The following is a 23,666-nucleotide window of genomic DNA, read 5'->3' as shown; positions in this document are numbered from 1 at the left end:
CTCATATATTATAAACTACTTTAGTGATTTTTATAATGGGTAAAATAAAATTTTACAATAAAAAAAGATAGGCAATAGCCTACCTTTTCTTTAAGTAAATTAGTCTTCTGGATTTGGAGCACCAACTGGGCAAACAGCTGCACAGCTACCGCAATCGATACATTGATTTTCGTCGATTGTATAAATGTCTCCTTCAGAAATACATGATACTGGACATTCTGGTTGACAAGCACCACAAGCGATGCAAGAATCATTAATTACATATGCCATTTTTATTTACCTCCATAAAATTATACCAAAATTTATGAATCTTTATATTCATATCTTCTGTCATTATATTAACATAATACTTTTATTTTTTCAATCAATATTATTATTTTTTTATGGTGAAAATATATAGCCCTTATAAATATTTATTTTGGTCTAGTGTTTTCAAGACTTCTAGACAAATTAACATTCTAAAATAAGAGAAATATTGTTTTTCAAAATACTAAACTATTCATTAAAGCTAATAAATCATAGCATTTTACTATGATTTATTATTCTTTAAAAACCCTAAGTGAATTGACAATACAAAGTAAGGCAACACCTACATCAGCAAAAACTGCCAGAGGCATTGATACATATCCTACTGCTCCAAGTCCTAATACTACAACTTTTAAGAACAAGGCAATGAAAATATTTTGGTAGGCAATTTTCTTTACCCTCTTGGCTATATCAATTCCTCTTACAATAGAAGAAATATCATTTTTTAAAAGAACAATGTCAGAAGTTTCTATGGCAATATCTGATCCAGAACCCATACTTATACCTAAATATGCTGATGCAAGTGAAGGTGCATCGTTAGTTCCGTCACCAACAAAGGCAATTTTTTTATCTTTTTCAATCTTTTTAATTTCACTTACCTTGTCCTCTGGAAGAAGAGATCCCTTATAATAATCAATTCCAACTTCTTTTGCAATTTCTTCGACAACAGAGTCCTTGTCTCCAGAAAACATGTAAGTTTTTACTCCTCTTTGGTGAAGGTCACTTACACTTTCCTTAACTCCATCTTTAATTTGGTCTTTTAGTTTAATAATTCCAAGAACTTTTTCTTTATCAGCTACAAAAACATCGACATAATTTGAAGTGTAATCTTTATCAATTTTTATATTAAAATCATCAATTAATTTTCTGTTGCCAACAATATAGGACTTCCCTTCAAGTTCAAATTCAATTCCTTTTCCACCAATGTTCTTCAAATTTTCAGGAACTTTTTTAGTTTCAAAAGCTTTTACAATAGCCTTGGCTATTGGGTGAGTGGAATAAGCTTCGCCAACTGAAGCAATTTCTAAAATTTCATCTTTTTTAGCAGAAATTTCTTCAACTTCTGCAATTTCAAATTCTCCCTTAGTAACTGTGCCAGTCTTGTCAAAGGCAATTCCATCAATATCTGTTAGAGCTTCAATGGAGTTACCTCCCTTTACAAAAATTGATCTTTTAGATAGAGAGCCAATTCCTGCAAACATTGTAAGTGGAACAGAAATCGCAAGAGCACAAGGGCAAGATATAACTAAAAATATGGCCGCCCTGTAAAGTGCTTCCTTAGCAGTGTGGTCTGTTGCAAAATTTAAGAACAAGAATAAAATTACTGCAAGGCCAATAACTATTGGAGTGTAAATTTTTGCAAATCGAGTGATAAATTTTTCAACTTTTGCTTTGTTTACACTGGCATTTTTTACCATATCAATAATTTTTGCAATAGTTCCTTCTTTATAAGTTTTTGTTACTTCAACTTCAAGGGAAGAATCTAAATTTACAAATCCGGAAATAATTTCATCTCCTACTTCAAGAGAAACTGGTGCAAATTCTCCAGATATATTTGAAGTATCAAGATTGGAAGACCCCTTTATTATTTTTCCATCAAGAGGAACTTTTTCTCCAGGCTTAATCAAAATCTTTTGTCCTATTGAAACTTCACTGGGATCAACTTTTTTAATCTCGCCTTGGCTAATTAAATTTGCAAATTCTGGTTTTAATTTTAAAGCTTCTTTGATAGAATCCTTTGATGAATCTACAGCCTTATCTTGGATTATTTCGCCAAGACTGTAAAATAACATAACAGCAACAGCTTCAGCGTATTCGCCAGATATAATGGCAGCTATAGATGCAATTGTCATTAAGAATTTTTCATCCATAAAGTTTCCCGAAGAAATTTTTGTAATAGAAGCTTTTATTACATCAAATCCAATCACGAGGTATAAAATTAAATAAGAAATAAGACTAGCTTTTTCATTTAAGTCAACAAAATGTAAAACAATAAGTCCTACAAAAGCAAAAATACACTTATATATGGAAAAGTTTTCTTCCTCTTCCTCCTCTTCAAGTTCTTCTTCAAAATCCTCTGTAACTACAACTCCATCTTCGATAGAATCAACAATGTCCTGAATTTTTCTTTTTAGTTCTATTGAATCTTCTTCTGTTTCAAATACAAGTTCGTCATTTAGAAAGTCATAATGCAAGTTTTTGAGTTCATCTTTTGACTTGAGTTCTTCCTCTATCTTGCCTGCACAATTGGCACAGGTAAGACCTCTTAAGTGAAAAGTATATTTATCCATAAATTCCTCCTTTTTTATTTTACATTTTATACTTCGATACTTGTTCATATATTCATTATATAACTTTCATCTTTTATGTCAATGGATTTAAATTAAGTCTTTATTTTTTTTATATTATGTGAGATAATACTAAAGCAAGAGAAGCCGAAAAAAACCGTTTTTTAAATTTCTTGTAAAAACTTTTAAAAAACAGTTGACAAAAATAACATATTCCTTTAGAATAGTTAAAGTAAGTTGCTAAAGAGTGACCTTCAATTTGGAGAAATACTCAAGTGGCTGAAGAGGCTCCCCTGCTAAGGGAGTAGGTCCCGATTAGGGTCGCGAGGGTTCAAATCCCTCTTTCTCCGCCAATGGTGAGGGCCTTTAGCTCAGTTGGTTAGAGCGCCCGGCTCATAACCGGTAGGTCCCGGGTTCAAGTCCCTGAAGGCCCACCATTTACTTGCCCAGATAGCTCAGTCGGTAGAGCAGAGGACTGAAAATCCTCGTGTCGCTGGTTCGATTCCGGCTCTGGGCACCACAAATAGTACCAAGCATTTGGTACTATTTTTTTTATTTATAAGTTTAATATTTATGTAAGGATATTGTTATGAACTTGTAAAGATTAAATAAATTTTTATATAATTATAAATTCTTATAAAAATAAAGTCCTATCCCTAAATTATTTAAGGATAGGATTTTTTATTTTTTATATTGCTTTTACTTGACATGAATCTAAAACATCTATTGCCGATGCTTTTTTAGCATCACTTAAACCCTCTGTAAGATCTTTATAGATATAAATAGTTTTCTCTGGCAAAAATCCCTTAACTAATAAAATATTTGATATTACACAAATATCAGCCACAAGACCTAGAAAATAAATATCTCCTATTCCCTCTTTTTCGTCTAGCTCTTTTAAATACTCTCCAAGTTTTACTGAAGCAAAAGTATTTTTTTCAAACTTCTTTGCACTTTCAAAAGATTTTGTTTTCTTCAATTCATCAGGGATTTCGTAACCCCAAGTTCCCTTTATACAATGTTCAATGGGAAGATTTTTTCCTTCATTTGTTGAAAGATAATCATCATAATGAGTATCAAGTGTGTAAACCACCTCCCCATCAAACTCATTTACTTTTTTTACAATCTTTTTTAAAAAATTATCCCCATCTTTTGTCTTTAGAGACCCTGTTACAAAGTCATTTTGCATATCAATAACAACTAAAACGTCCATTGTTTCCCTCCTTTTCAATATCTTACTCCATATTTTACATAAATAGAAGTTACTTGTATAATATTTTGGGGTGAATTATGAAATACAAGAGCGTTTTAAAAGCAGAATTTTTATACAGAAAGAATAGATTTATCTCCTATTGCAAAAAAGGTTCAAAGATTTTAGAAGTCTATGTGCCAAACACTGGCAGATGCAAGGAACTTCTCTTAGAAGGCACTAAAGTTTTTGTAACTTACAATGACAATAAAAAGAGAAAAACTTCTTATACCTTAATAGCAGTTGTAAAAGGCGAAAAAATTATAAATATAGACTCTCAGGCTCCCAACCAAGTCGTAGAAGAAGCTCTTCTTCAAAATAAGATTGATCTTGGCTTTAAATACAGTAAAATAAAAAGAGAATACACTCACGGTGATTCTCGCTTTGATTTTTATCTTGAAGGCCAGGGAAAAAAGGCTCTTATGGAAGTAAAGGGTGTTACTCTAGAAAATAATGGAATAGTTGCATTTCCCGATGCTCCAACAAAAAGGGGCTTAAAACACATAAAAGGTCTTATTGATTCTAGTGAAGATTACTTAACTTATATTTTATTTGTAATTCAAATGAAGGATGTAGAGTTTTTCACACCAAATTATGTTACTGACAAAAATTTTTCTAAAGAACTTTTAAGGGCTAGTAAAGCTGGTGTAAAAGTCCTCGCTTATGATTCTTATGTAGAAAGAAATAAAATTGAAATTGCAGATAGTGTGCCAGTTGTCTTGGAGGAAAAATGGAATTTAGACTTGCAAGAGAGATAGATAGAATAGAAATTGAAAAAATTTATGAAGATGGCTCTCTTAAATTAAAATCCCTTGGCATAAACCAGTGGCAGGGTCAAGATAAACCAAACTTGGACAATTTTAAAAATCTAATAGCAAACAAAAATATTTTTGTCCTTGAAGATAATAATAGAGTAGTTTCCACAGTGATAATTTATGATTATGATCTCGATTATGAAAAGAACTTAGATGGAAAATGGAATAGTCCAAAAGCCTATGTGGCACTTCACAGAATTGGCACTCTTGGGAGTGAAGTAAAGAAAGGTTACGGAAGAAAGGTCATTGAACTTGCAGAATCTTATGCAAGAGAAAATAATTTTAAGTCTGTGAGGATAGACACCCACAGGGGTAATAAGACAATGCAAGGACTTTTAAAGTCTTTAAATTATAAATACGTTGGATTAGTTTATCTCTCTGGCAGGAACGAAAGACTTGCCTTTGAAAAAATATTGTGAGGTTAAAATGTTTAAAGATAAGGATGACAAAAGATTTATAAAAGTTTTTAGAGAAGGAACTCTTACTGAGACCATGGAAATTCTCTTAGACACAGAAACTGGAGTAAATTATCTCTACATAGGTGCAGGTTACGGAATGGGAATCACTCCCCTCCTAGATTCAGATGGCAAAGTTGTCGTTTCAAGTAAGAGAGAAATTGCAAATTATAAAGAAAGAGATTGAAAAATTCTTTTGTTTGTTTGCTTTTTTTTTAGGGTATCCTACTAATAGGAAGTCTTTATATTATAGTAAAGGAGTTTATTATGAAAATTATTTCCAAAAAACTTATGAAATTGAGTTTAGTGTTTATTTTAATGTCCGTCTTTGTAAACGTTTTTGCAAGTGAAAATAATGAAATCGCTTCAATAGAGAGTAACAACCCTAAACTAAATTCAATTAGCAATAAAGTAGTTGTTTTTGGTACAGAGGATGATGTCATCTATGATTTCACTAAAGTTTTTTATCAAGAACATGCTAATTTTGCTCCTTATATTTCTAATTATGAAATTCATAGGAATGGAGTGAGATTTGTAGGAACTATCTATTTAAAATCAACAGTTCAAGTTGGACCAAGTAGATTTAAAGGTACTTATGTAGGAAATTTATACGAAGCAGGATTAGCTAAATAATTAATATTTTAATTTTAATAAGTATTGTTTTTTTATAAAGACTTCCTAATTATATTTTTGGAGTGAGTATTAATGAAAAATAGCTTTTTTAAAATTTCAATTCTTCTTATTCTTTCAATTGGATTAGTCGCTTGTAATAATAAGACTAATACAAAGAATACCGAAGTTAACAAGCAAAATAATCTAGTGAATGTTGAAAAAAACAGTAATAAAATGACAGATCCAGAAGAAAATAAATCTAAAGTTTCAAACATCAACGAAAATCAAGCATCTAATACTTTAGATGAAGAAACTTTTAATGAAGAGGAAAACTTCTATAATTTTTCTGATTTGAAAAATATTAAAGAAAGTGACATATCCTATGAAAAATCAAAAGATGGAAAAACTTTAAATAACTACAAAGTTGTCATAATTAATGAAAATAACGAAGGAAACTTTGAATATAAACACTTAATTAAAAACTATAAAACTGAAGTTAATGGAGTGGAGTATTCTGGAGATTTAAAATTACATCATACTACTAGTAAAAATGATAATAAAACCTTAATTATGGCAGGACATTATACTGGGAATTTAACAGCAAAATAAGTTAAGATTGTGAAAAAAGTTTTGTGTATCAGCCCTCCTTATAGGATGAGGCTGATATTTTCATGTCTTGGCTTGTAAAATGAAGACATAAAATTCCTCCTGATTCTTATTATCTTATCAGGAGGAATCTTAATATGTTTTTTAATATATCTATATTCTACTTTTTATATTAATTTTGGTAAAAAAACTGTTGCTAGACCTAGGAATATAAAGAATCCAAATACATCTGTAAAAGTTGTCAAGAAAATTGATGATGCTATTGCAGGGTCGACTTTTAATTTATCCAATATCAAAGGAATTAAAAATCCCATGGAGCAAGCAATTATCATATTTAAAATCATCGCCAAAAATAAAATTAGACCAAGGTAAAGATTGTGGTGCCAGAATACAAAAACTCCTGCAGCCAAGAGACCGATAATGGCTCCTTCAGTAAGTCCCAAGAAAATTTCCTTAAAAATAAGCTTAAAATCTTCTTTTAAGGACAACTCTCCTCTTGCAAGGGAAGTTATTATAATAGATAGAGTTTGTGAACCTGCGTTACCACCCATTCCAGTTACTATTGGCATTGCAGCTGATAAGACAACTACTTGAGAAATTGTAGATTCAAATCCCTTTACAACTGATGATGCCAAAAAGGCTGTCACTAAATTCACTATTAGCCAAGGAATTCTTGATTTAAAAGAATCAAAAATGCTAGAGTCGTATTCTTCATCTGCATTAACACCGTGCATCTGCAACATATCTTCATTATGCTCTTGATCAATTACTGCTATGATGTCATCTGAAGTAATTACGCCGAGAACTGCTAAATTGCTATTTACAACTGGCAAAATATCTAGTTCATATTTACTAAATAAATTTGCTGCCACTTCTTGGTCATCGGTTCCGTAAACATAAAAGTCGCTCTCTTCCATTATGTCTTGCAAAAGTGTGTCTGCATGACAAACTAAGAGGTCTCTCATAGTTACAATTCCCTTTAGCCTGTGATAATTATCTGTAACAAAAATTTTATCAATTATCTCAGTCTTTGGTGAAATTGAAATTATTTTTTTTACAGCTTGTTCTGCTGTCAAATTTTCTCTTAAAGCAATAAAATTTGTCGTCATTATAGAACCAGCCGATTCTTCGTCAAAGGACAAAATCATCTTTAAGACATATTTATCTTCACTTTTTATTAAAGACATAATAGATTTTCTTCTAGCAGTTGGAAGAAATCCTAAAAGGTCAGCAACTATAGAATTTTCTATTAAGGTAAAAATTTCAATAAGTTCTTCATTGCTGAAAAATCCCATAGTCATTTCTGCTAGTTCATCTTCTGCAGACTCAAGTAAAAGGCCTATATTTTCTCTATTTAAAAGTTTTACAAAAGTTCCCAAGTCATCTTCTTCTAAATCTTCAAGCTCAAGACAAATATCAACTGGATGATATTCCTCAAAGAGATTGTTAGCAGCTGCCTGGTCCCTTTTTAATATAATATTATTAATTTCATCAATTATGTTCATTTTTCGCTCCTGCCAAAGTTTCCAAATCTGTTACAAAAGAAGAAATTTCATTTTTCCTTCCATTTGTATAGTGGGAGTACATCAGATAAAGCTCTTTTTTTGCCCTTGTCATGGCTACATAAAAAAGCCTTCTCTCTTCTTCATAAAGTTCGGGATCTTCTCGCAAATCCTCTATGCTTGAAGTTGACGGCAATGTTCCCTCATATAAGTCTACAACAAAAACCCGCGAAAATTCAAGACCCTTGGCAGAATGCACTGTTGAAAAAGTGAGCTTTGCTCCAGCATCTTTTGCCTTTAAAAGGTCATACTCTAATTCTTTTAACCTTCCAATAAATAAATCCAAAGACTTAGTTGACTTGGCAATCAATTTTAAATAATAGAGATATTCATTTAAAGTAGATTCTGTCTCCATAAACCTCTTGGCATTTTCTTTTAAATAATCGCCATAACCCATTTCCTTGTCAATATAATCAATAGCTTCATAGACATCAACTCTTGCAATTTTCTTAAATCCAACTAAAAGACCATTAATATTTTTATGATAATAAGAAGGAAGATCTGGATAATTTTTTAGAATATTAAAAACATTTTTCCCCCTATTCCTCTTTAAGTACTCAATGTGTCTTTTTGAAATATATCCCTTTAGCTTGAAATAAAATTTTTCATACAAATCAATATCTGATAAATCTCTTGAAAAATTTAAAATATCCAAGATATCTCTAGTTATAAAATGAGAAAAAAACTTTGTCTTTTTATCCTTAATATTAAAACTATAATTTTTTCTCTCAAAATATTCCACAAGTCCAATGCTAGAGAGATTATTTCTATAAAGAACTGCAATATCCCCCTTGTCCTTTTCCAATTCCTTTTCTATAAAACCATACTGATCCTTTGGCTCTTTTAACTTAATAATATTTACAGGCTTGTCAAAGGGATTATTTGTTATGACAGTTTTTTCGAATCTTTTTTCATTTTGACTAATAAAAATATTTGCAATATTTACAATATTTTTTGTTGAACGAAAATTTTCTTCCATATAAAAAGTCGCTATATCATCATATTCTTTTTGAAGCTTAAAAAGTTCTTCAGTATTTGCTCCTCTAAAAGCATAAATAGACTGATCATCATCTGCTACAACAAATAAATTATTATTAGGCTTAGCTAGGAGTTTTAAAACTTGAAATTGACTCCTAGACGTGTCTTGACCTTCATCAAGTTGTATGAACTTAAATCTGTCCCTGTATTTCTTTAAAATTGCAGAATCATTTTTTAAAACTTCATAAGAAAGATTTATCATGTCATCAAAATCAATTAAACCCTTATCCTTCTTAAACTTCTCATAAGTCTCAAAAAATTTTACAAAATTATCAGTTTCACATCTCTTGGACTTGGCAAAAGACTTAGGTGAAAGCATCATATTCTTACAATAACCCACTTCTGAAATCGCCGTTTCCACCCTTTCCTCTGTGGGATAAGTATTATTTACACTCTTATAAATATCTCTTAAAATTTCATATTTCTTTTTTAAATTAGAATCAATTAAACTAAGAGATTTACCATACTTTTTTGCATAATCTCTCACAATAGAATAGCAAAAAGCATGAATTGTGGAAAAGTGAACAAATTTATCTCCGTCCATCTCAATAAAACGCATCTTAATATCCACAGCTTGAGCCTTTGAAAAAGTAATTGTGAGAATACTCTTGGGGTCCACTCCCTTTTCTATTAACTTTTTTGTCCTGTGTAATATCATTGTAGTCTTGCCTGCACCAGGAACTGCCAAAACAAGAGCTGGTCCCTCAAAATGGTCTACCGCTTTTAATTGACTTGCTGTTAAATTCACTTTATCCCTCCTCTTATAGTTTAAACTATAGGCGGATTATTTTAAATCTATTTTTAAAGGCTTTATTATGATATAATCTTAATATAAACTGGTTTAGGGGGTATTACTATGTTAATGACAAATTTTTTACAAAAAAGAAAATCAGTGAGAAATTTTAAGAAAGATACAGTGCCAAGAGATTCTTTAGAAAATATAAAATTACTTATGGATGAAATGGACACGGAAGAAAAAGACATTGACTTTTCTCTTTACGAAAACGGAAAAATCGTGGCTGAAGGTCTTAGAGGCAAGGCAGGATACTCTGGAGTTATGATTGAAGCTCCACACTATATTGCCCTTGATATTAAAGACGACAAACCACTTAACATATTAAAAGGTGGCTACTGCCTAGAAAAATTAAACACAAAAATAGTAGACCTAGATATTGACACTTGTTGGATAACAGTAGACAATGTTGACATTGATACTAAAAAAGCAATCTTTGGAGAAAATGGAACAGGAATAGACTATCTAATAGCAATTGGATATGGACAAAAGAAAAAACTATTTGACCCAGAAGTAACAAGTTCAAGACTTACTGTAGATGAAATCGTCTTCGCAGACATGATAGGCAATCCAATTTCCATTGAAACTTTAGAAAACTATGGAATTTTCGATGTATTTTCATCTGTTAGATATGCACCAAGTCACAAAAATTTCCAACCTTGGAGATTTGTAGTTAAAGGATCAGATGTTGAAGCCTATATGGTAAAATCTGATGAGGACACAAGATCACTTATTGATATGGGAGTAATCTTATTCTACATGGAAGAAATGTTAAAAACTAAGGGCATAGAAAAGAAATGGACAATTGACTTAAAGGATGCAGGCAAATATTATTACATTGGCTCCTTTACACTATAATTATAAGGACAGAGAAGAAGGGTTTATCTCCCTTCTTTTTTATTGTCTTTTACATGAAAAAATCTCCACAAAATTGCGGAGATTTTTCAAGTTTCTAACAAATAATTAATGATTCTAAATATTTTCTGTCAGTGAATCTATTTTTTCTTTAGTGGCATCTTCATCTAAGCCCAAGCCCTTGGCAAAATACATGATACCATTTTTTGTGTCCTCTAAAGTTTCAAAAGAAGCTGAAGCATAAGCGATATCATCAACCTTTTGTCCCAGAGCCTTATCATAAGTTACACTTTTATCTGTAAGTAAAAGTTCTGGAGTTAGATTTTTTACTAATTTAAAATCAGGATCCATTTCATCGCCTATACTACTTGCATCGGGATAGAGGGATTCTGCTCCACTGGGAACTCCCACTACATTTTCATAATCCAAAACTTTTAAAGCCTTTGCAGCTTTTATTGACATAGCAACAATTCTTGGATTTTCTTTTTCTATAAAGAGTTTATCTTCAATCTTGCCGTTTTTTTCTTTGTTTACATTTTCTTGGCTAACTTCCTTTCCATTGGAAGTATTTTCAACTGCTGCCTTCTCCTTAGACTTACAAGAAGTTAATAGGATCATTATAAGTAAGGCAAAAGCAATTTTAGTATAAAACTTTCTTTTCATAATACACACTCCTTTAAATTTTATTTTACTTTTAATTTATCCTATTACTAGGATATCACATTATTCAAAAAAAAAAAAAAAAATAGAAGAGCAAAATTTTGTGAAGCTTTTATAAATTTAAAGGAGTTAAAGAAATGTATTTAAAATTTTTTTAAAATTTGCAAGAAAAAACTGCCGCTTGCACGGCAGTTCCTTAATATAGATTTTAAAGATCAAGCATTAACTTTATCTTTTTCTGCTTGAGCTTTTTTAAGCTTTGCTTCTTCGATTTTTGCTTGTCTTTCTTTTTCTTTCTTTTCTTTTTCCTTTTGTTTCATCTTTTCCACTCTTTCAGGATATTCGCAATAAATTGCTCCTGTTGGACATTTTGAAACACAAATTCCACAGTTGATACACTTGTCATAATCAATTGATGCTAAATTGTTTTCTACATGGATTGCATCTTTTGGACAATTCTTTTCACAGATGCCACATCCAATACAACCAATGCTACAATTATTTCTAACAACTTTTCCTGGATCAAGTGACTTACATTCAACAACTGTTTTTGATTTGTAAGGTCTAAGTGAAATAATTTTCTTAGGACAAATGTTGATACACTTCATACATGCAACACATTTTTCCTTGTCAACTACTGCTACGCCGTTTACCATGTGGATTGCGTCAAATTCACAAACGCTAACGCAAGTTCCTCCACCACAGCAACCATAGTTACAAGCTTTTGCTCCTTGTTGGTAGTCCGCTATAAGTCTACAGTCAACTAGGTCATTGTAGTCGTATTTATTTTTTGCCTTGTTGCAGTCACCTTGACAGTGAACTACTGCAACATTTCTATCAACATTTTCTGCATTTACACCCATTACTTGGCTGACTTTTTCTGCAGTTTCTGCGCCCCCAATAACACAACCGTTAACTGGTGCTTTTCCATTTGCTATTGCTTCTGCAAGTCCATCACATCCTGGAAAACCACAGGCTCCGCAGTTTGCTCCTGGAAGAGCATCTCTTACTTCAGCGACCTTTGGATCAACTTCAACATGAAAAACCTTTGATGCTATGGAAAGTATAACTCCGAAAAAAGCTCCTGCTATTCCTAAAAACACCACTGGGGTAAGTATTGTACTAATTTCCATAATTACCTCCTATACCAATCCGCCGAAACCTGAGAATGCAATGGCCATAAGACCAGCACTTACAAGTGCAATAGGAACTCCTTGAAGTGCCTTAGGTACGTCTGCTAACATTAATTTTTCTCTTAGTGCTGCGATTAATACTAAAGCTAATGTAAATCCAATTGAAGCTCCAAAACCACTAAATATTGTTTCTATTAAGTTATATCCATTTTGAACATTTAAAACTGTAACACCAAGTACAACACAGTTTGTAGTTATAAGCGGAAGATATACACCCATTGCTTGATAAAGTGAAGGTGATGATTTCTTTATAAACATTTCTACAAATTGTACTAGTGATGCAATTACAAGAATAAATGCTATTGTTTGTAAATACTCAAGTCCAAATTTGTCCAATACAAAAATTTGGATAAGCCATGTTATTGCAGATGCAAGAACAACTACAAAGGTAACGGCAACTCCCATTCCAAGGGCAGTTTCTGTCTTGGAAGATACACCTAAGAAGGGACAAATTCCTAAGAACTGAGCAAAAACATAATTATTTACAAGTATTGTTGATATTAATATTGTAAGAATACTTTCTAACATTAGTCTGCCCTCCTGTTAAGTAATAATTTAAATCCTGCTATCAAGAATCCTAAAAGTATGAAGGCACCTGCTGGAGCTCCCATAAGACCAATTCCTGGGAAGGATTCTGGCAAAATTTGTTTTTCAAATAAAGTTCCATATCCAAAAAATTCACGAACAAGTCCCATTGCAAGAACTGCAATTGTGTATCCTACTCCTGTTCCTATTCCGTCAACAATTGATGGAATAAGTGCATTTTTGTATGCGAAACCTTCAGCTTCTCCAAGTATACAGCAGTTAACTACGATTAGTGGTAAGAAAATACCAAGTGCTGCATAAATTGATGGAGAGTATGCTTGAAGAATCATTTGTACTAATGTTACGAAAGTAGCTATTACTACGATAAAACAAGGAATTCTTATTTTATCTGGTATTATTTTTCTAAGTGCAGATACTACTGCGTTACTCATTATAAGAACGAAAGTAACTGCTATACCCATTGCTAATGAGTTTGTTAAACTATTTGTTATAGCCAGTGTTGAACAAAGCCCTATAAGTTGGATGAATACGGGATTGTTTTTGAAAGCACCGTCTAAAAATACTTTAGATAATTTCATTTTAAACCTCCTTATTCATTCTTTAGAACTTCATTATAAACTTGAATGGCGTCATTTGAACCTGCAAGAGCACCCTTAGAAGATATTGTAGCTGATGTAAGCCACATAACTTCGTTTTCTGCCTTAGGTTCTTTAGAAATTTCTAGTGGACCTGCAGCTGATTTTCCTTCATAAGATGGATAGTATTCATCAGTTGTGATTCTAGAACCAAAACCACTTGTTTCTCCGTTAGAAATATTTCTAAATCCAGCGATTTTATCTCCATCAAGTAGGAAACCAAGGGCATTTGTCATAGCGCCACCATAACCATTTGATTTTACATTAACACCATATCCAACTAGGTCTTCGCCTTTTTTAGCTACGAAGATTTTTTCAATATTTGGATATTTTTCTTTTAATGAGTTTAATTTATCTTGATCATATTCTTCAAAACTATCGGCAGAGTCACCAAAGATTTCTTCATATGATGCAAGTGTATTTTTAAGTTCTGTTTCTGCAATTACTGGAGCTGTAACATTATTTACTGCAGCAAGTAGTCCAGCTGATAATGCACAGAATACTAAAAGTATAATCCCAAATTTTACTGGTTCTTTCATTTACTTCGCCTCCCCATATGCACTTGATATTGTAAGTTTGTCAATTAATGGTGTTGCGAGGTTCATAAGACATATTGCGTATGAAACACCTTCAGGAAGAGATGCTTTAACTCTTATAACTGCAGTTAAAATACCACATCCAAGAGCAAATATTATTCTTCCCTTTCTATTTATTGGGTTTGTTGTGTAATCAGTTGCCATAAAGATAGCACCAAGTAACAAACCACCTGCAAGTAATTCATAAGGAATAAGTTCCATAGGAATTCCTAAAATAAATAGGCAAATTGCAGTTGATGCAACATAAATTACAGGAATTTCCCAAGAAATTACCTTTCTTGCCACTAAGTAAACAAAACCTATTAGAAGTGCAATGGCTGAAGTTTCTCCTATTACACCGCCAATATTTCCAATAAACATATCTCCCATTGATGGAAGATTTGAAATTTCACCAGAAGCAATAACTTGAAGTGGTGTAGCATAAGACATACCATCTACAGTTGCAGCTGTTGTTATACCTTGCTTTAATAATTCTGGTGATATATAATCTGTAATTTGTTTTGGCCAAGAAGTCATAAGTACTAGTCTTGCTGCAAGTGCTGGGTTCATGAAGTTAAATCCAATACCACCAAAACATTCTTTTACTATTAATATTGCGAAAACTGATCCGAAAGCAGCCATCCAAAGTGGAAAAGACTGAGGCATATTAAGTGCAATAAGAATACCTGTTACAACAGCAGATAAATCGGCAATTTGCACAGTTTTCTTTAGACATTTTTGTGTAATTAATTCTGTAAATACACAAGCACCAATACAAACTGCTAAAAGAGCAACAGCCCTTGAACCAAAGAAATAAACTGAAGCAATCATGGCAGGAACAAGTGCGATAATTACATCAAGCATAATCTTTCTAACAGTGTCATTTGACCTAATGTGAGGAGCTAACGAAACAAAACGTGCTTCATTTACTGTCATCGGATCTTTATTTAATTTATTATTTTCCAAATTGATCCCTCCTATTTCTTTTGATTAGCTTTGATTTCTCGTTTAGCTAATTTTACAGATGCACTTAGATGTCTCTTAGCTGGGCAAACAAAGGAACATATTCCACATTCCATACATTGATCAGCGTGTAAACTCATGCATAAATCAACATCGCCCTTTAAAATCGCATGATTAATATCAGTTGGATTTATGTTAGCTGGACAGTGATCAACACATCTTGAACATCTAATACATGGAGTTTCAATTCTTTCTGTAACTTCTTCTTCAGTAAATACTAAAATACCAGAAGTTGTCTTAGTAACAGGTGAGTCAAGATTAAATACTGACTTACCAGTCATAGGACCGCCACAGATGATTTCTTTGAAGTTGTCTTTTACTCCACCACAGAAATCAAGAATATCTCCAACAGGAGTACCTATTTTAACGAGAATGTTCTTAGGTTCTTTAATACCAGAACCAGAAACAGTTATTACTCTTTCATAAGAAGGCTTTCCTTCGATCATAGCTTCGTAGAAGGCAAGAGTAGTACCAACATTTGTTAGGAAAACTCCAACATCATTTGTTACACCATTTTGTGGAACAATTCTTCCAACTACTGCTTCAGAAAGTCTTTTTGAATCACCTTGTGGATATTTTGTCTTACAACCCACAACTTTTAAATGATTCCAATTAGGATTTTTTCCTATAACTTCTTCCATTTTTGCAATTGCATCAGGTTTATTTTCTTCAATTGCCATGTAAGAAGCTTCTTTGTTATAAAAATATGAGAAGATATCTAAACCCTCTAATATTTCCTCAGTTTTTTCTAGCATAATTCTATGGTCACATGTAAGGAAAGGCTCACATTCTGCACCATTTATTATACATTCATCTAGAACTGGATCTTCACCCTTTAATTTAGCATGAAGAGGGAAACCAGCTCCCCCCATTCCTACGACTCCCTTTTCTTTAATAAAAGGAATTAAATCGTCAATGGGATGATCCTTATAATCTTTAAAAGATTTAAGGTCATCAGTCATTTCATCTTTGCCATCGTTTTCTATAACGACACAATCACAATACCTTCCATCAGCTGTATACATCTTTTTAATTTCTTTAACTGTACCTGATACAGAAGAGTGTATAGCTGCTGAAATAAAAGCATCAGAATTCCCAACAATTTGACCAACTTTTACAGAATCTCCCTTAGAAACAACGGGTGAGCATGGCGCTCCTATATGTTGTGACATTGGTATGTAGGCAATCTTTGGACTTGGCATCCTTTCAATTGCAATTTTTTCTGTCAAAGTTTTGTGTTCGTCCATATGAACTCCACCTACGGAAAAAGTGAGATTTCTTGAACTCATAAAACTTCACCCCTTATTCGGCTTAAGCCTATATTTTTACCATTTGTTATAATTATAACACTAAATTTTATTAAAGTACATTATTCTACTAAAAAAATTGATTTTGGGAAATCTTTATCATCATTAAAATATAGTCATTTCTAATCTATCATTTCTGATATTTGCTATCAAAAATAAGATCAAAAAAACTTAATATTTCGATGAATTAAAAAGTGTTTTTTTATTTTTAATTTATTGTGTTTTTTGAAATTTTCAATCTAAGGGGTATTTAAATACAAAATTAAACTTAATTATAAAAAATTTTTATCTTAATTTTCTTTAATTTTAAAATAAAAGTCTTTTATTTTTGTCAACCAAAAAAGTGATGCTACTTTTGTAACATCACCTTATATCTTTATATTTTATTTTTTTGGAGCCAAAACTAAGGCCCTACCCTCAATAACTGTATCACCATGTTGATTAGTGCAAACTGTATCCATTATAACTCTATTCTTTTCTGGAAATATTTCTTCAACAGTACAAGTTGCTGTTATTGTATCACCAAAATGAACTGGATGAGTAAATTTAAGATCTTGTGATAAATAAATTGTACCAGGACCAGGAAGTTGAGTTCCCAATACAGAAGATATAAAACCTGCACTAATCATACCGTGAGCAATACGAGTTTTAAATCTTGTGTTTTTAGCAAATTCTTCATTTATATGGGCTGGATTAAAGTCACCAGAAACCCCAATGTAGTTGTAAACATCTGCTTCCGAAACAGTCTTAGTAAAACAAGCACTTTGTCCAACTTTTAATTCATCAATAGTTTTTCCTTTGGTGTTATCCATAATCTCACAATCCTTTCTGCGATTATTTAGAGTGGTTCTTTATCCAATCTACAACAGTAGGTGCAACCTCTTCTTGACTTCTTCTACTTACAAACATTCCAATGTGACCTGTTGGGAATGATTTAGCTGTATAATCTTTACTTCCCACAATCTCTTTAATAGGAATAGTTGCTGCATTTGGAACTTGATTATCTCTTTCTGCATAAAGATTAAGAAGTGGTTGAGTTATTTTTTTAAGGTCAACTTTTTTGCCACCAACTTGCATTTCACCTTTCATGAGAAAATTTTCTCTATACATTGAATTTAAAAATTCTTTATAAGCCATACCAGCTTGTCCTGGACTGTCAAAAATCCATTTTTCCATAGTCATAAAATTTGAAAGTGAGTCTGGATCATCTAAATCATTTATCACATCCACATATTTATTGACCATAAGTGAAAGTGGTTTTAAAGTTAAAAATCCAGTATTCATAAATTCACCTGGAACAACTCCATAAGCTTCTACCATTCTATTTGGATTTAAATATTTTCCCCATTTAAATAGAAGACCATCATCAGTAGAAAAATCAACTGGAGTTACCATAGTAACAACATTCTTAATTTTTTCTGGGTGAAGAGATGTGTACATTAAAGTAAAAGTACCACCTTGACATACACCAAGAATGTTTATTTTATCAACCTTATTTTCTTTTCTTATGTGGTCAACACAATCGTCAATGTAAATATTAATATAATCATCTAAAGTTAAATATTTATCATCAGCAGTTGGAAAACCCCATTCTATTAGATATAAGTCTAGACCACTATCTACAAGTTTTTTTATAAAAGACTTGTCTTGTCCTATATCCATCATTGATGGAGTATTTACAAGTGCATAAACTATAAGCGTTGGGACTTTGTTAACAGACCTAGTACTTTTTTTGTAGTGGTAAAGCTTTAATTTATCTTCTTCAAAAACAAGATCTCTTGGAGTTTGATTTGCATGATCACTAGTTACTTCCATCATACTTTCATAACTCTTGAGAAACTTCTCTTGTGCTTTTATGCTTTCTTCCATAGTTGTCTTTATATCAAAAAAATCACTATACATATTTTGAACCTCCATGAGTCAAATCAATAGTTAAAATTATTTATCTGCTCTATTTCTATTCTTTTTCTATTTATTTATATTATTTTTCGTCTTTTTGAGCTCGCAATTCTTCCAATTCTTTTTTTAGTTCTCTAACTTCACGTCTTAGGCTGTATACATTTTTATATACATTATCTACTTCGGATTTAGTAACTATTGGAAAATCAGCAAGAGCCTTTTCAATTACCTTGTCGTATTCAATTTTAAAAATCATAGCTGAATCAGCAGTTTTTGCTATAAGTTTAGAAAATTCATCAGTATAGAAGTATGTTTCAATGGCATTTTCAACATGTTTAGACCACATTTTATAAAATTCATTGAAAGTTTTTGGATCTTCTCCATTATCTACTGAATCAAAATATTGTTCAAAAGCTTCTTGAGAATATTTGTACCCAACAGAAAGTGCTTTTGTCATAAATTCTGATACAGATATAAGCATTTCAATCATGGCATCAACTGCTCTGTTATTTTGTTCCAACATTTCTCTAGAACTTCCAACAACAGGAGATTTAACTAAAACACCAAATGTTTGATTATATGCTTCTTTCCATTCTTTTAAGGAATCTGCTAACTTCATGGGATCTTTGTAGAAAGTTTCCATAAAGATGTCTGCAATATTTTGATATGCAAAAGACCATGGTCCAATAAAGTTTTCAACAGTCTTTAGATAAGTGTTGAAATAACTTTGAGAATTCATCATCAAAGCTTGGATTTCCTTTGGTAAAAGAGGAATCAAATTGTTAACAAAAATATTGTTAAATTGATCCACAAGTTGAGTCATGTTTTTCTTGTATTCTTCAGTTCCAGGTTTTAAAAATTCATCGCTAAATTTTTTCCATTGTTCATAAACACCTAGATAAAGTTTGTTTGAATTTAAAATTTTTTCAAAAACTTCACGTGTGCCTGCACCCATCATCTTGCTGGCATCAAAAGGATTATAGGCTTCCATCATTTTTGTCCATGATGCGTAAGGTCCCTTAAACCATGCATTTTCTGGACTAGCATTTTTCATCATATCTTGCCAATTGTTTATCCATGATTGTTGAAACTTAACCCAGTCTTGATACTTACTAAAATCAAAAGCACCAGTTTCTTCTTTTTCACTCTCAGATTCTCTTTTTGGTAAAGCATCAACCCAAGCATTCATCATATCTTGACTTGCCTTGAACATCTCATTCCAAGCATTATAATTCATTGCCATTTTTATCCTCCCCTATTTCTTTACATAAGTAATTTCTTAATTTAAATAATTTCTTAATTTCCTTCTTATAAATAGATTACCCACTTTTGTCTAGTAATAACACTAACAAGTTAATAAAGTAAAATATTATGGATATATAATATAAAAAATTTAGCATAATGTCAAAATGTTTTTATATTTTTTAGTAAAATTTTTTAAACTATTTCTTTACATTAAATATACAATATAACTTTACTAAGAGCTTGTGAATAAAATAAAAAAATTTAATTTTTATTTTAGTTAATTTTTAAAAAAATAGATATATTATCATAATATATACAAATTACATGCACATATTATATTCAAACATAAAAAAAGTAGGCTCATTTCTAAGCCTACTCTATATATAAAATATTTAATTTAAAATTATTCTTCTTCTACAGTTTCAAGATCAAGTTTTACGTCATCACTTGTAATGACTTGTGAATCTTCTAGGATATCATAATCTTCCTTCAAGCTTTCATCAATTCCAATTTGAACTTTAGAATTAATTCTAGCTCCAGTACCTGCTGGTATAAGTTGTCCAATTATTATATTTTCCTTTAGACCTTCAAGCATATCTTGTTTACCCTTTATAGCTGCATCTGTAAGAACTCTAGTAGTTTCTTGGAAAGATGCTGCTGATAAGAAGGATTCTGTTGCAAGTGATGCCTTAGTGATACCAAGTAAGTTAACCTTACCAACTGCTGGTTCCTTACCTGCATCAATTGCTTCTTTGTTTGCTTTTTTGTAATCAACAACATTTACAAGAGAACCTGGAAGTAAATCTGTATCTCCTGCATCTTCTATCTTGCACTTTGATAGCATTTGTCTAACAATGATTTCAATGTGCTTGTCGTTGATATCTACCCCTTGAAGTCTGTAAACTCTTTGAACTTCTTTTACAATGTATTCTTGTACACCCTTTTCGCCTTTTACACGAAGTAAATCTTGTGGATATACAGAACCTTGTGTAAGTTCATCCCCAGCTTCTACTTCATCGCCTTGTTTTACTTTTAACCTTGAACCATAGACAATATTGTAAGAATCAACTGTTCCATCTTCAGCTGTAATGAGAACTTCTCTCTTCTTGTTGGATTCTTTAATATCAACAATACCAGCACGTTCTGCAATTACTGCAAGACCCTTAGGTTTTCTAGCTTCAAAAAGTTCTTCAACTCTTGGAAGACCTTGAGTGATGTCGGCTGCGGCAGCTACACCACCAGTGTGGAAAGTTCTCATTGTAAGTTGTGTACCCGGTTCACCAATGGATTGAGCAGCAATTACACCAACTGCTTCTCCAATTCCAACACTTGATCCTGTTGCAAGGTTTCTACCATAGCAATGTGCACAAACTCCATTTTTACTCTTACATCCAAGAATTGATCTTACTTTAACTTCTTTAATGCCAAGTGATTCTATTAATACTGCGTCATCATCTGAGATTGTTTCATTAGCAGCAACAATTATTTCTCCAGTTTCTGGATTAACAATATCTTCGAAAGAATATCTTCCTTCGATTCTATCAGCTAAAGATTCAATTAATTCTTTTCCATCTTTAAAGGCTTTAGCTACAAGATATTCATCTGTGCCACAATCTTCTTCAGAAATAATTACTTGTTGTGATACATCTACAAGCCTTCTAGTTAAATAACCAGAGTCAGCAGTTCTTAGGGCTGTATCGGCAAGACCCTTTCTAGAACCATGGGCTGACATATAAAATTCAAGTACTGAAAGACCTTCTCTAAAGTTTGAAGTGATTGGAACTTCTATTGTTCTACCTGAAGGTGATGCCATAAGTCCACGCATACCTGCAAGTTGTCTGATTTGGTTCTTAGAACCTCTGGCTCCAGAATCTGCCATGATATAAATATTATTAAGGGCGTCAAATCCGTCCATTACATCGTCTGTCAAATCATCTGTTGCCTTATTCCAAATTTCAATTACCTTTTCATATCTTTCTTCATCAGATATAAGACCTCTTCTAAAGGCTTTTTCATATTTAGCTACTTCTTTTTCAGCTGCTGCTAAAAGTTCTGGCTTAGTATCAGGAATTTGTACGTCCCCCATTGAAATAGATACTGCTCCAATAGTTGAGTAGTGGTAACCTGTTGCCTTAATGTTATCAAGAAGTTCGGCAGTTTTTATATTTCCATGTTTTTTATAAGTTTTTTCAATTATTTTTCCAAGAAGTTTCTTATCTACAACTTGGTCAATTTCAAGAGAATATTTATCTTCATCCCTGTTTACAAAACCTAAGTCTTGTGGGATAAATTCATTCATTATGAATCTACCAACAGTTGAAGGGACAATTTTACCTCTCTTGTCATTTTCATCTGCATATCTTCTAACAGATACATGTGATTGTAGGTGTAAAAATCCTGATTCATAAGCGTGGAACATTTCGTCAAAATTTCTATATATTGATCCGTCGCCCTTTAATTTATCTTTTCTATCTAAAGTTAAATAATATGAACCAAGAACCATATCTTGTGTAGGAGTAGTAATTGGCTTACCATCCTTTAATGCTAAGATATTGTTTGTTGAAAGCATTAATAATCTTGCTTCAGCTTGTGCTTCAGTTGATAGTGGTAGATGGACAGCCATTTGGTCACCATCAAAGTCGGCATTATATGCTGTACAAGAAAGTGGATGAAGCTTAATAGCCTTACCTTCTACTAGAACTGGTTCAAAAGCTTGAATACCAAGTCTGTGTAGTGTCGGTGCACGATTAAGAAGAACTGGGTGATCCTTTATAACTTCTTCAAGTACATCCCATACTTCATCTTTTCCTCTTTCAACCATTCTCTTTGCAGATTTAATGTTATAAGTTAATCCCCTAGATACAAGTTCTTTCATTACGAAAGGCTTAAATAATTCTAGAGCCATGTTTTTTGGAAGACCACATTGATAAAATTTAAGATCTGGTCCAACTACGATTACAGAACGACCAGAGTAGTCAACTCTCTTACCAAGTAAGTTTTGACGGAAACGACCTTGCTTTCCCTTTAACATTTCTGAAAGAGATTTTAAAGGTCTATTTCCTGGTCCAGTAACAGGTCTTCCACGTCTACCGTTGTCAATAAGAGCATCTACAGATTCTTGTAGCATTCTCTTTTCATTTCTAACGATAATGTCTGGAGCATTGATGTCCATTAACTTTTTAAGTCTGTTATTTCTATTTACAATTCTTCTATATAAGTCATTTAAATCACTTGTTGCAAATCTACCACCATCAAGTTGAACCATAGGTCTTAAATCTGGTGGAATTACAGGGATTGCATCAAGAATCATCCATTCAGGTTTGTTGTCTGATTGGATAAAGGCATCAATAACTTCAAGTCTTCTTGTTATTCTAATTTTCTTTTGTCCAGTTGCATCTTGGAGTTCTTCTGTAAGTTCATCATTTTCTTTTTGAAGGTCAACTTTTTCTAGAAGATCTCTAATAGCTTCTGCACCCATCTTTGCAGTAAACTTGTCACCATATTCTCTTTTGAATTCTCTATATTCAATTTCAGATAATAGTTGTTTTTCATAAAGAGTTGTTTCGCCTGGTTCAACATAAGTTACTACATAAGATGCAAAATAAAGTACCTTTTCAAGGGCCCTAGGGCTCATGTCTAGTACAAGACCCATTCTTGAAGGTATTCCCTTAAAGTACCAAATGTGTGATACTGGAGCAGCAAGTTCAATATGACCCATTCTTTCACGACGAACCTTAGCCTTAGTGACTTCAACGCCACATTTTTCGCAGACTACTCCCTTGTATCTTACTCTTTTATATTTTCCACAGGAACATTCCCAATCCTTAGTTGGTCCAAATATCTTTTCACAAAATAGACCTTCTTTTTCAGGTTTTAATGTTCTGTAATTTATAGTTTCCGGTTTTTTAACTTCTCCATAAGACCAAGATCTGATCTTTTGTGGTGAAGCTAGTCCAATTTTTATTGAATGGAATAATTCATGTTCGCTCAAGGAGCACTTCTCC

At 32.2% G+C, this 23,666-nt stretch carries 22 protein-coding genes and 3 tRNA genes; 9 read left to right on the top strand and 16 right to left on the bottom strand.

Going from position 1 to position 23,666, the window contains the following annotated elements:
• Window positions 1-99: 99 nt before the first annotated feature.
• Together BN3657_RS05235 and BN3657_RS05230 are read right to left on the bottom strand one after the other, a co-directional pair.
• Window positions 100-270 carry a DUF362 domain-containing protein gene (locus BN3657_RS05235; protein ID WP_019138028.1) on the bottom strand — a complete coding sequence of 57 codons (171 nt, stop codon included), beginning with the start codon at window positions 268-270 and terminating at the stop codon, window positions 100-102.
• A gap of 269 nt (window positions 271-539) precedes the next feature.
• Window positions 540-2,597, bottom strand: coding sequence for a heavy metal translocating P-type ATPase (locus BN3657_RS05230; protein ID WP_062552053.1), 2,058 nt, complete (start codon window positions 2,595-2,597; stop codon window positions 540-542).
• A 258-nt stretch (window positions 2,598-2,855) separates the two neighbouring features.
• Here BN3657_RS05230 and BN3657_RS05225 point away from each other — a divergent pair.
• From BN3657_RS05225 to BN3657_RS05215, 3 genes are all read left to right on the top strand, one after another.
• Window positions 2,856-2,947, top strand: a tRNA-Ser gene (locus tag BN3657_RS05225).
• 7 nt (window positions 2,948-2,954) lie between these two features.
• Window positions 2,955-3,031: transfer RNA gene (locus tag BN3657_RS05220), tRNA-Ile, on the top strand.
• 7 nt (window positions 3,032-3,038) lie between these two features.
• Window positions 3,039-3,114: transfer RNA gene (locus tag BN3657_RS05215), tRNA-Phe, on the top strand.
• 168 nt (window positions 3,115-3,282) lie between these two features.
• On the opposite strand, the gene BN3657_RS05210 is transcribed toward BN3657_RS05215, so the two are convergent.
• Window positions 3,283-3,807, bottom strand: a complete 525-nt coding sequence (locus BN3657_RS05210) for a cysteine hydrolase family protein (RefSeq protein ID WP_062552052.1) — start codon at window positions 3,805-3,807, stop codon at window positions 3,283-3,285.
• Between the two features lie 77 nt (window positions 3,808-3,884).
• Between BN3657_RS05210 and sfsA the strand changes: the two genes are divergently transcribed.
• The 5 genes from sfsA to BN3657_RS05185 all read left to right on the top strand — a co-directional run bounded on the left by sfsA (window position 3,885) and on the right by BN3657_RS05185 (window position 6,334).
• Window positions 3,885-4,601, top strand: coding sequence for a DNA/RNA nuclease SfsA (gene sfsA, locus BN3657_RS05205; protein ID WP_062552051.1), 717 nt, complete (start codon window positions 3,885-3,887; stop codon window positions 4,599-4,601).
• Complete coding sequence (locus BN3657_RS05200) at window positions 4,574-5,077, top strand: GNAT family N-acetyltransferase (RefSeq protein ID WP_062552050.1); 504 nt, start codon at window positions 4,574-4,576, stop codon at window positions 5,075-5,077. Before sfsA ends, BN3657_RS05200 begins: the two co-directional genes overlap by 28 nt.
• Window positions 5,078-5,084: 7 nt before the next feature.
• Window positions 5,085-5,300: a DUF6440 family protein gene (locus tag BN3657_RS05195; RefSeq protein WP_062552049.1), complete on the top strand. Its 216-nt coding sequence runs from the start codon at window positions 5,085-5,087 to the stop codon at window positions 5,298-5,300.
• A gap of 80 nt (window positions 5,301-5,380) precedes the next feature.
• A complete protein-coding gene (locus tag BN3657_RS05190) occupies window positions 5,381-5,746 on the top strand; it encodes a hypothetical protein (RefSeq protein WP_062552048.1) in 366 nt (121 codons plus the stop codon).
• A gap of 72 nt (window positions 5,747-5,818) precedes the next feature.
• Complete coding sequence (locus BN3657_RS05185) at window positions 5,819-6,334, top strand: hypothetical protein (protein WP_062552047.1); 516 nt, start codon at window positions 5,819-5,821, stop codon at window positions 6,332-6,334.
• Window positions 6,335-6,498: 164 nt separating this feature from the next.
• Here BN3657_RS05185 and mgtE read toward each other — a convergent pair whose 3' ends face one another.
• The gene (mgtE, locus tag BN3657_RS05180) at window positions 6,499-7,836 is read right to left on the bottom strand and encodes a magnesium transporter (RefSeq protein WP_019138020.1); all 1,338 of its coding nucleotides are present in this window, start codon (window positions 7,834-7,836) and stop codon (window positions 6,499-6,501) included.
• Window positions 7,823-9,679, bottom strand: a complete 1,857-nt coding sequence (locus BN3657_RS05175; protein WP_062552046.1) for an ATP-dependent helicase — start codon at window positions 9,677-9,679, stop codon at window positions 7,823-7,825. Before BN3657_RS05175 ends, mgtE begins: the two co-directional genes overlap by 14 nt.
• Before the next feature lie 108 nt (window positions 9,680-9,787).
• Here BN3657_RS05175 and BN3657_RS05170 point away from each other — a divergent pair, with 108 nt between their 5' ends.
• Window positions 9,788-10,582 (top strand): nitroreductase family protein, encoded by a 795-nt coding sequence (locus BN3657_RS05170; RefSeq protein WP_019138019.1) that lies wholly within the window; start codon window positions 9,788-9,790, stop codon window positions 10,580-10,582.
• A 114-nt stretch (window positions 10,583-10,696) separates the two neighbouring features.
• On the opposite strand, the gene BN3657_RS05165 is transcribed toward BN3657_RS05170, so the two are convergent.
• The 11 genes from BN3657_RS05165 to rpoC form a co-directional block, all read right to left on the bottom strand.
• Complete coding sequence (locus tag BN3657_RS05165; RefSeq protein ID WP_062552045.1) at window positions 10,697-11,242, bottom strand: substrate-binding domain-containing protein; 546 nt, start codon at window positions 11,240-11,242, stop codon at window positions 10,697-10,699.
• A gap of 212 nt (window positions 11,243-11,454) precedes the next feature.
• Entirely contained in the window at window positions 11,455-12,372 is a 918-nt protein-coding gene (locus BN3657_RS05160; protein ID WP_062552044.1) for an RnfABCDGE type electron transport complex subunit B, read from the bottom strand.
• A 9-nt stretch (window positions 12,373-12,381) separates the two neighbouring features.
• The gene (gene rsxA / locus BN3657_RS05155) at window positions 12,382-12,960 is read right to left on the bottom strand and encodes an electron transport complex subunit RsxA (protein WP_062552043.1); all 579 of its coding nucleotides are present in this window, start codon (window positions 12,958-12,960) and stop codon (window positions 12,382-12,384) included.
• Window positions 12,960-13,556, bottom strand: a complete 597-nt coding sequence (gene rsxE, locus BN3657_RS05150; RefSeq protein ID WP_062552042.1) for an electron transport complex subunit RsxE — start codon at window positions 13,554-13,556, stop codon at window positions 12,960-12,962. Before rsxE ends, rsxA begins: the two co-directional genes overlap by 1 nt.
• An 11-nt stretch (window positions 13,557-13,567) precedes the next feature.
• Window positions 13,568-14,152, bottom strand: coding sequence for an FMN-binding protein (locus BN3657_RS05145; protein ID WP_062552041.1), 585 nt, complete (start codon window positions 14,150-14,152; stop codon window positions 13,568-13,570).
• Complete coding sequence (locus BN3657_RS05140; protein ID WP_062552040.1) at window positions 14,153-15,154, bottom strand: RnfABCDGE type electron transport complex subunit D; 1,002 nt, start codon at window positions 15,152-15,154, stop codon at window positions 14,153-14,155.
• An 11-nt stretch (window positions 15,155-15,165) separates the two neighbouring features.
• Complete coding sequence (gene rsxC, locus BN3657_RS05135; protein WP_062552039.1) at window positions 15,166-16,500, bottom strand: electron transport complex subunit RsxC; 1,335 nt, start codon at window positions 16,498-16,500, stop codon at window positions 15,166-15,168.
• A gap of 401 nt (window positions 16,501-16,901) precedes the next feature.
• Window positions 16,902-17,330 carry a MaoC family dehydratase gene (locus tag BN3657_RS05130; protein WP_019138011.1) on the bottom strand — a complete coding sequence of 143 codons (429 nt, stop codon included), beginning with the start codon at window positions 17,328-17,330 and terminating at the stop codon, window positions 16,902-16,904.
• Window positions 17,331-17,352: 22 nt separating this feature from the next.
• Window positions 17,353-18,420, bottom strand: coding sequence for a class III poly(R)-hydroxyalkanoic acid synthase subunit PhaC (gene phaC / locus BN3657_RS05125; protein WP_062552038.1), 1,068 nt, complete (start codon window positions 18,418-18,420; stop codon window positions 17,353-17,355).
• A 79-nt stretch (window positions 18,421-18,499) separates the two neighbouring features.
• The gene (locus BN3657_RS05120; RefSeq protein ID WP_062552037.1) at window positions 18,500-19,660 is read right to left on the bottom strand and encodes a poly(R)-hydroxyalkanoic acid synthase subunit PhaE; all 1,161 of its coding nucleotides are present in this window, start codon (window positions 19,658-19,660) and stop codon (window positions 18,500-18,502) included.
• A 405-nt stretch (window positions 19,661-20,065) separates the two neighbouring features.
• The gene (gene rpoC / locus BN3657_RS05115) at window positions 20,066-23,653 is read right to left on the bottom strand and encodes a DNA-directed RNA polymerase subunit beta' (RefSeq protein ID WP_062552036.1); all 3,588 of its coding nucleotides are present in this window, start codon (window positions 23,651-23,653) and stop codon (window positions 20,066-20,068) included.
• Window positions 23,654-23,666: the final 13 nt, after the last annotated feature.

The sequence above is a fragment of the Peptoniphilus phoceensis genome (assembly GCF_001517665.2).
GTDB lineage: Bacteria > Bacillota > Clostridia > Tissierellales > Peptoniphilaceae > Peptoniphilus_A > Peptoniphilus_A timonensis.
The sequence above is the reverse complement of the archived record's forward strand: the minus strand, read 5'-3'. Positions and strand labels throughout refer to the sequence as shown.

What these genes read in the sequence shown, in the direction of transcription:
- BN3657_RS05120 (WP_062552037.1), bottom strand. Translation starts at nt 19,660, where the DNA reads ATGGCAATGAATTATAATGCTTGGAATGAGATGTTCAAGGCAAGTCAA.
- BN3657_RS05200 (WP_062552050.1), top strand. Translation starts at nt 4,574, where the DNA reads ATGGAATTTAGACTTGCAAGAGAGATAGATAGAATAGAAATTGAAAAA.
- rsxA (WP_062552043.1), bottom strand. Translation starts at nt 12,960, where the DNA reads ATGTTAGAAAGTATTCTTACAATATTAATATCAACAATACTTGTAAAT.
- BN3657_RS05130 (WP_019138011.1), bottom strand. Translation starts at nt 17,330, where the DNA reads ATGGATAACACCAAAGGAAAAACTATTGATGAATTAAAAGTTGGACAA.
- sfsA (WP_062552051.1), top strand. Translation starts at nt 3,885, where the DNA reads ATGAAATACAAGAGCGTTTTAAAAGCAGAATTTTTATACAGAAAGAAT.
- phaC (WP_062552038.1), bottom strand. Translation starts at nt 18,420, where the DNA reads ATGTATAGTGATTTTTTTGATATAAAGACAACTATGGAAGAAAGCATA.
- BN3657_RS05190 (WP_062552048.1), top strand. Translation starts at nt 5,381, where the DNA reads ATGAAAATTATTTCCAAAAAACTTATGAAATTGAGTTTAGTGTTTATT.
- BN3657_RS05230 (WP_062552053.1), bottom strand. Translation starts at nt 2,597, where the DNA reads ATGGATAAATATACTTTTCACTTAAGAGGTCTTACCTGTGCCAATTGT.
- BN3657_RS05195 (WP_062552049.1), top strand. Translation starts at nt 5,085, where the DNA reads ATGTTTAAAGATAAGGATGACAAAAGATTTATAAAAGTTTTTAGAGAA.
- BN3657_RS05165 (WP_062552045.1), bottom strand. Translation starts at nt 11,242, where the DNA reads ATGAAAAGAAAGTTTTATACTAAAATTGCTTTTGCCTTACTTATAATG.
- BN3657_RS05170 (WP_019138019.1), top strand. Translation starts at nt 9,788, where the DNA reads ATGTTAATGACAAATTTTTTACAAAAAAGAAAATCAGTGAGAAATTTT.
- BN3657_RS05235 (WP_019138028.1), bottom strand. Translation starts at nt 270, where the DNA reads ATGGCATATGTAATTAATGATTCTTGCATCGCTTGTGGTGCTTGTCAA.
- BN3657_RS05145 (WP_062552041.1), bottom strand. Translation starts at nt 14,152, where the DNA reads ATGAAAGAACCAGTAAAATTTGGGATTATACTTTTAGTATTCTGTGCA.
- BN3657_RS05160 (WP_062552044.1), bottom strand. Translation starts at nt 12,372, where the DNA reads ATGGAAATTAGTACAATACTTACCCCAGTGGTGTTTTTAGGAATAGCA.
- BN3657_RS05185 (WP_062552047.1), top strand. Translation starts at nt 5,819, where the DNA reads ATGAAAAATAGCTTTTTTAAAATTTCAATTCTTCTTATTCTTTCAATT.
- rsxC (WP_062552039.1), bottom strand. Translation starts at nt 16,500, where the DNA reads ATGAGTTCAAGAAATCTCACTTTTTCCGTAGGTGGAGTTCATATGGAC.
- mgtE (WP_019138020.1), bottom strand. Translation starts at nt 7,836, where the DNA reads ATGAACATAATTGATGAAATTAATAATATTATATTAAAAAGGGACCAG.
- BN3657_RS05210 (WP_062552052.1), bottom strand. Translation starts at nt 3,807, where the DNA reads ATGGACGTTTTAGTTGTTATTGATATGCAAAATGACTTTGTAACAGGG.
- rsxE (WP_062552042.1), bottom strand. Translation starts at nt 13,556, where the DNA reads ATGAAATTATCTAAAGTATTTTTAGACGGTGCTTTCAAAAACAATCCC.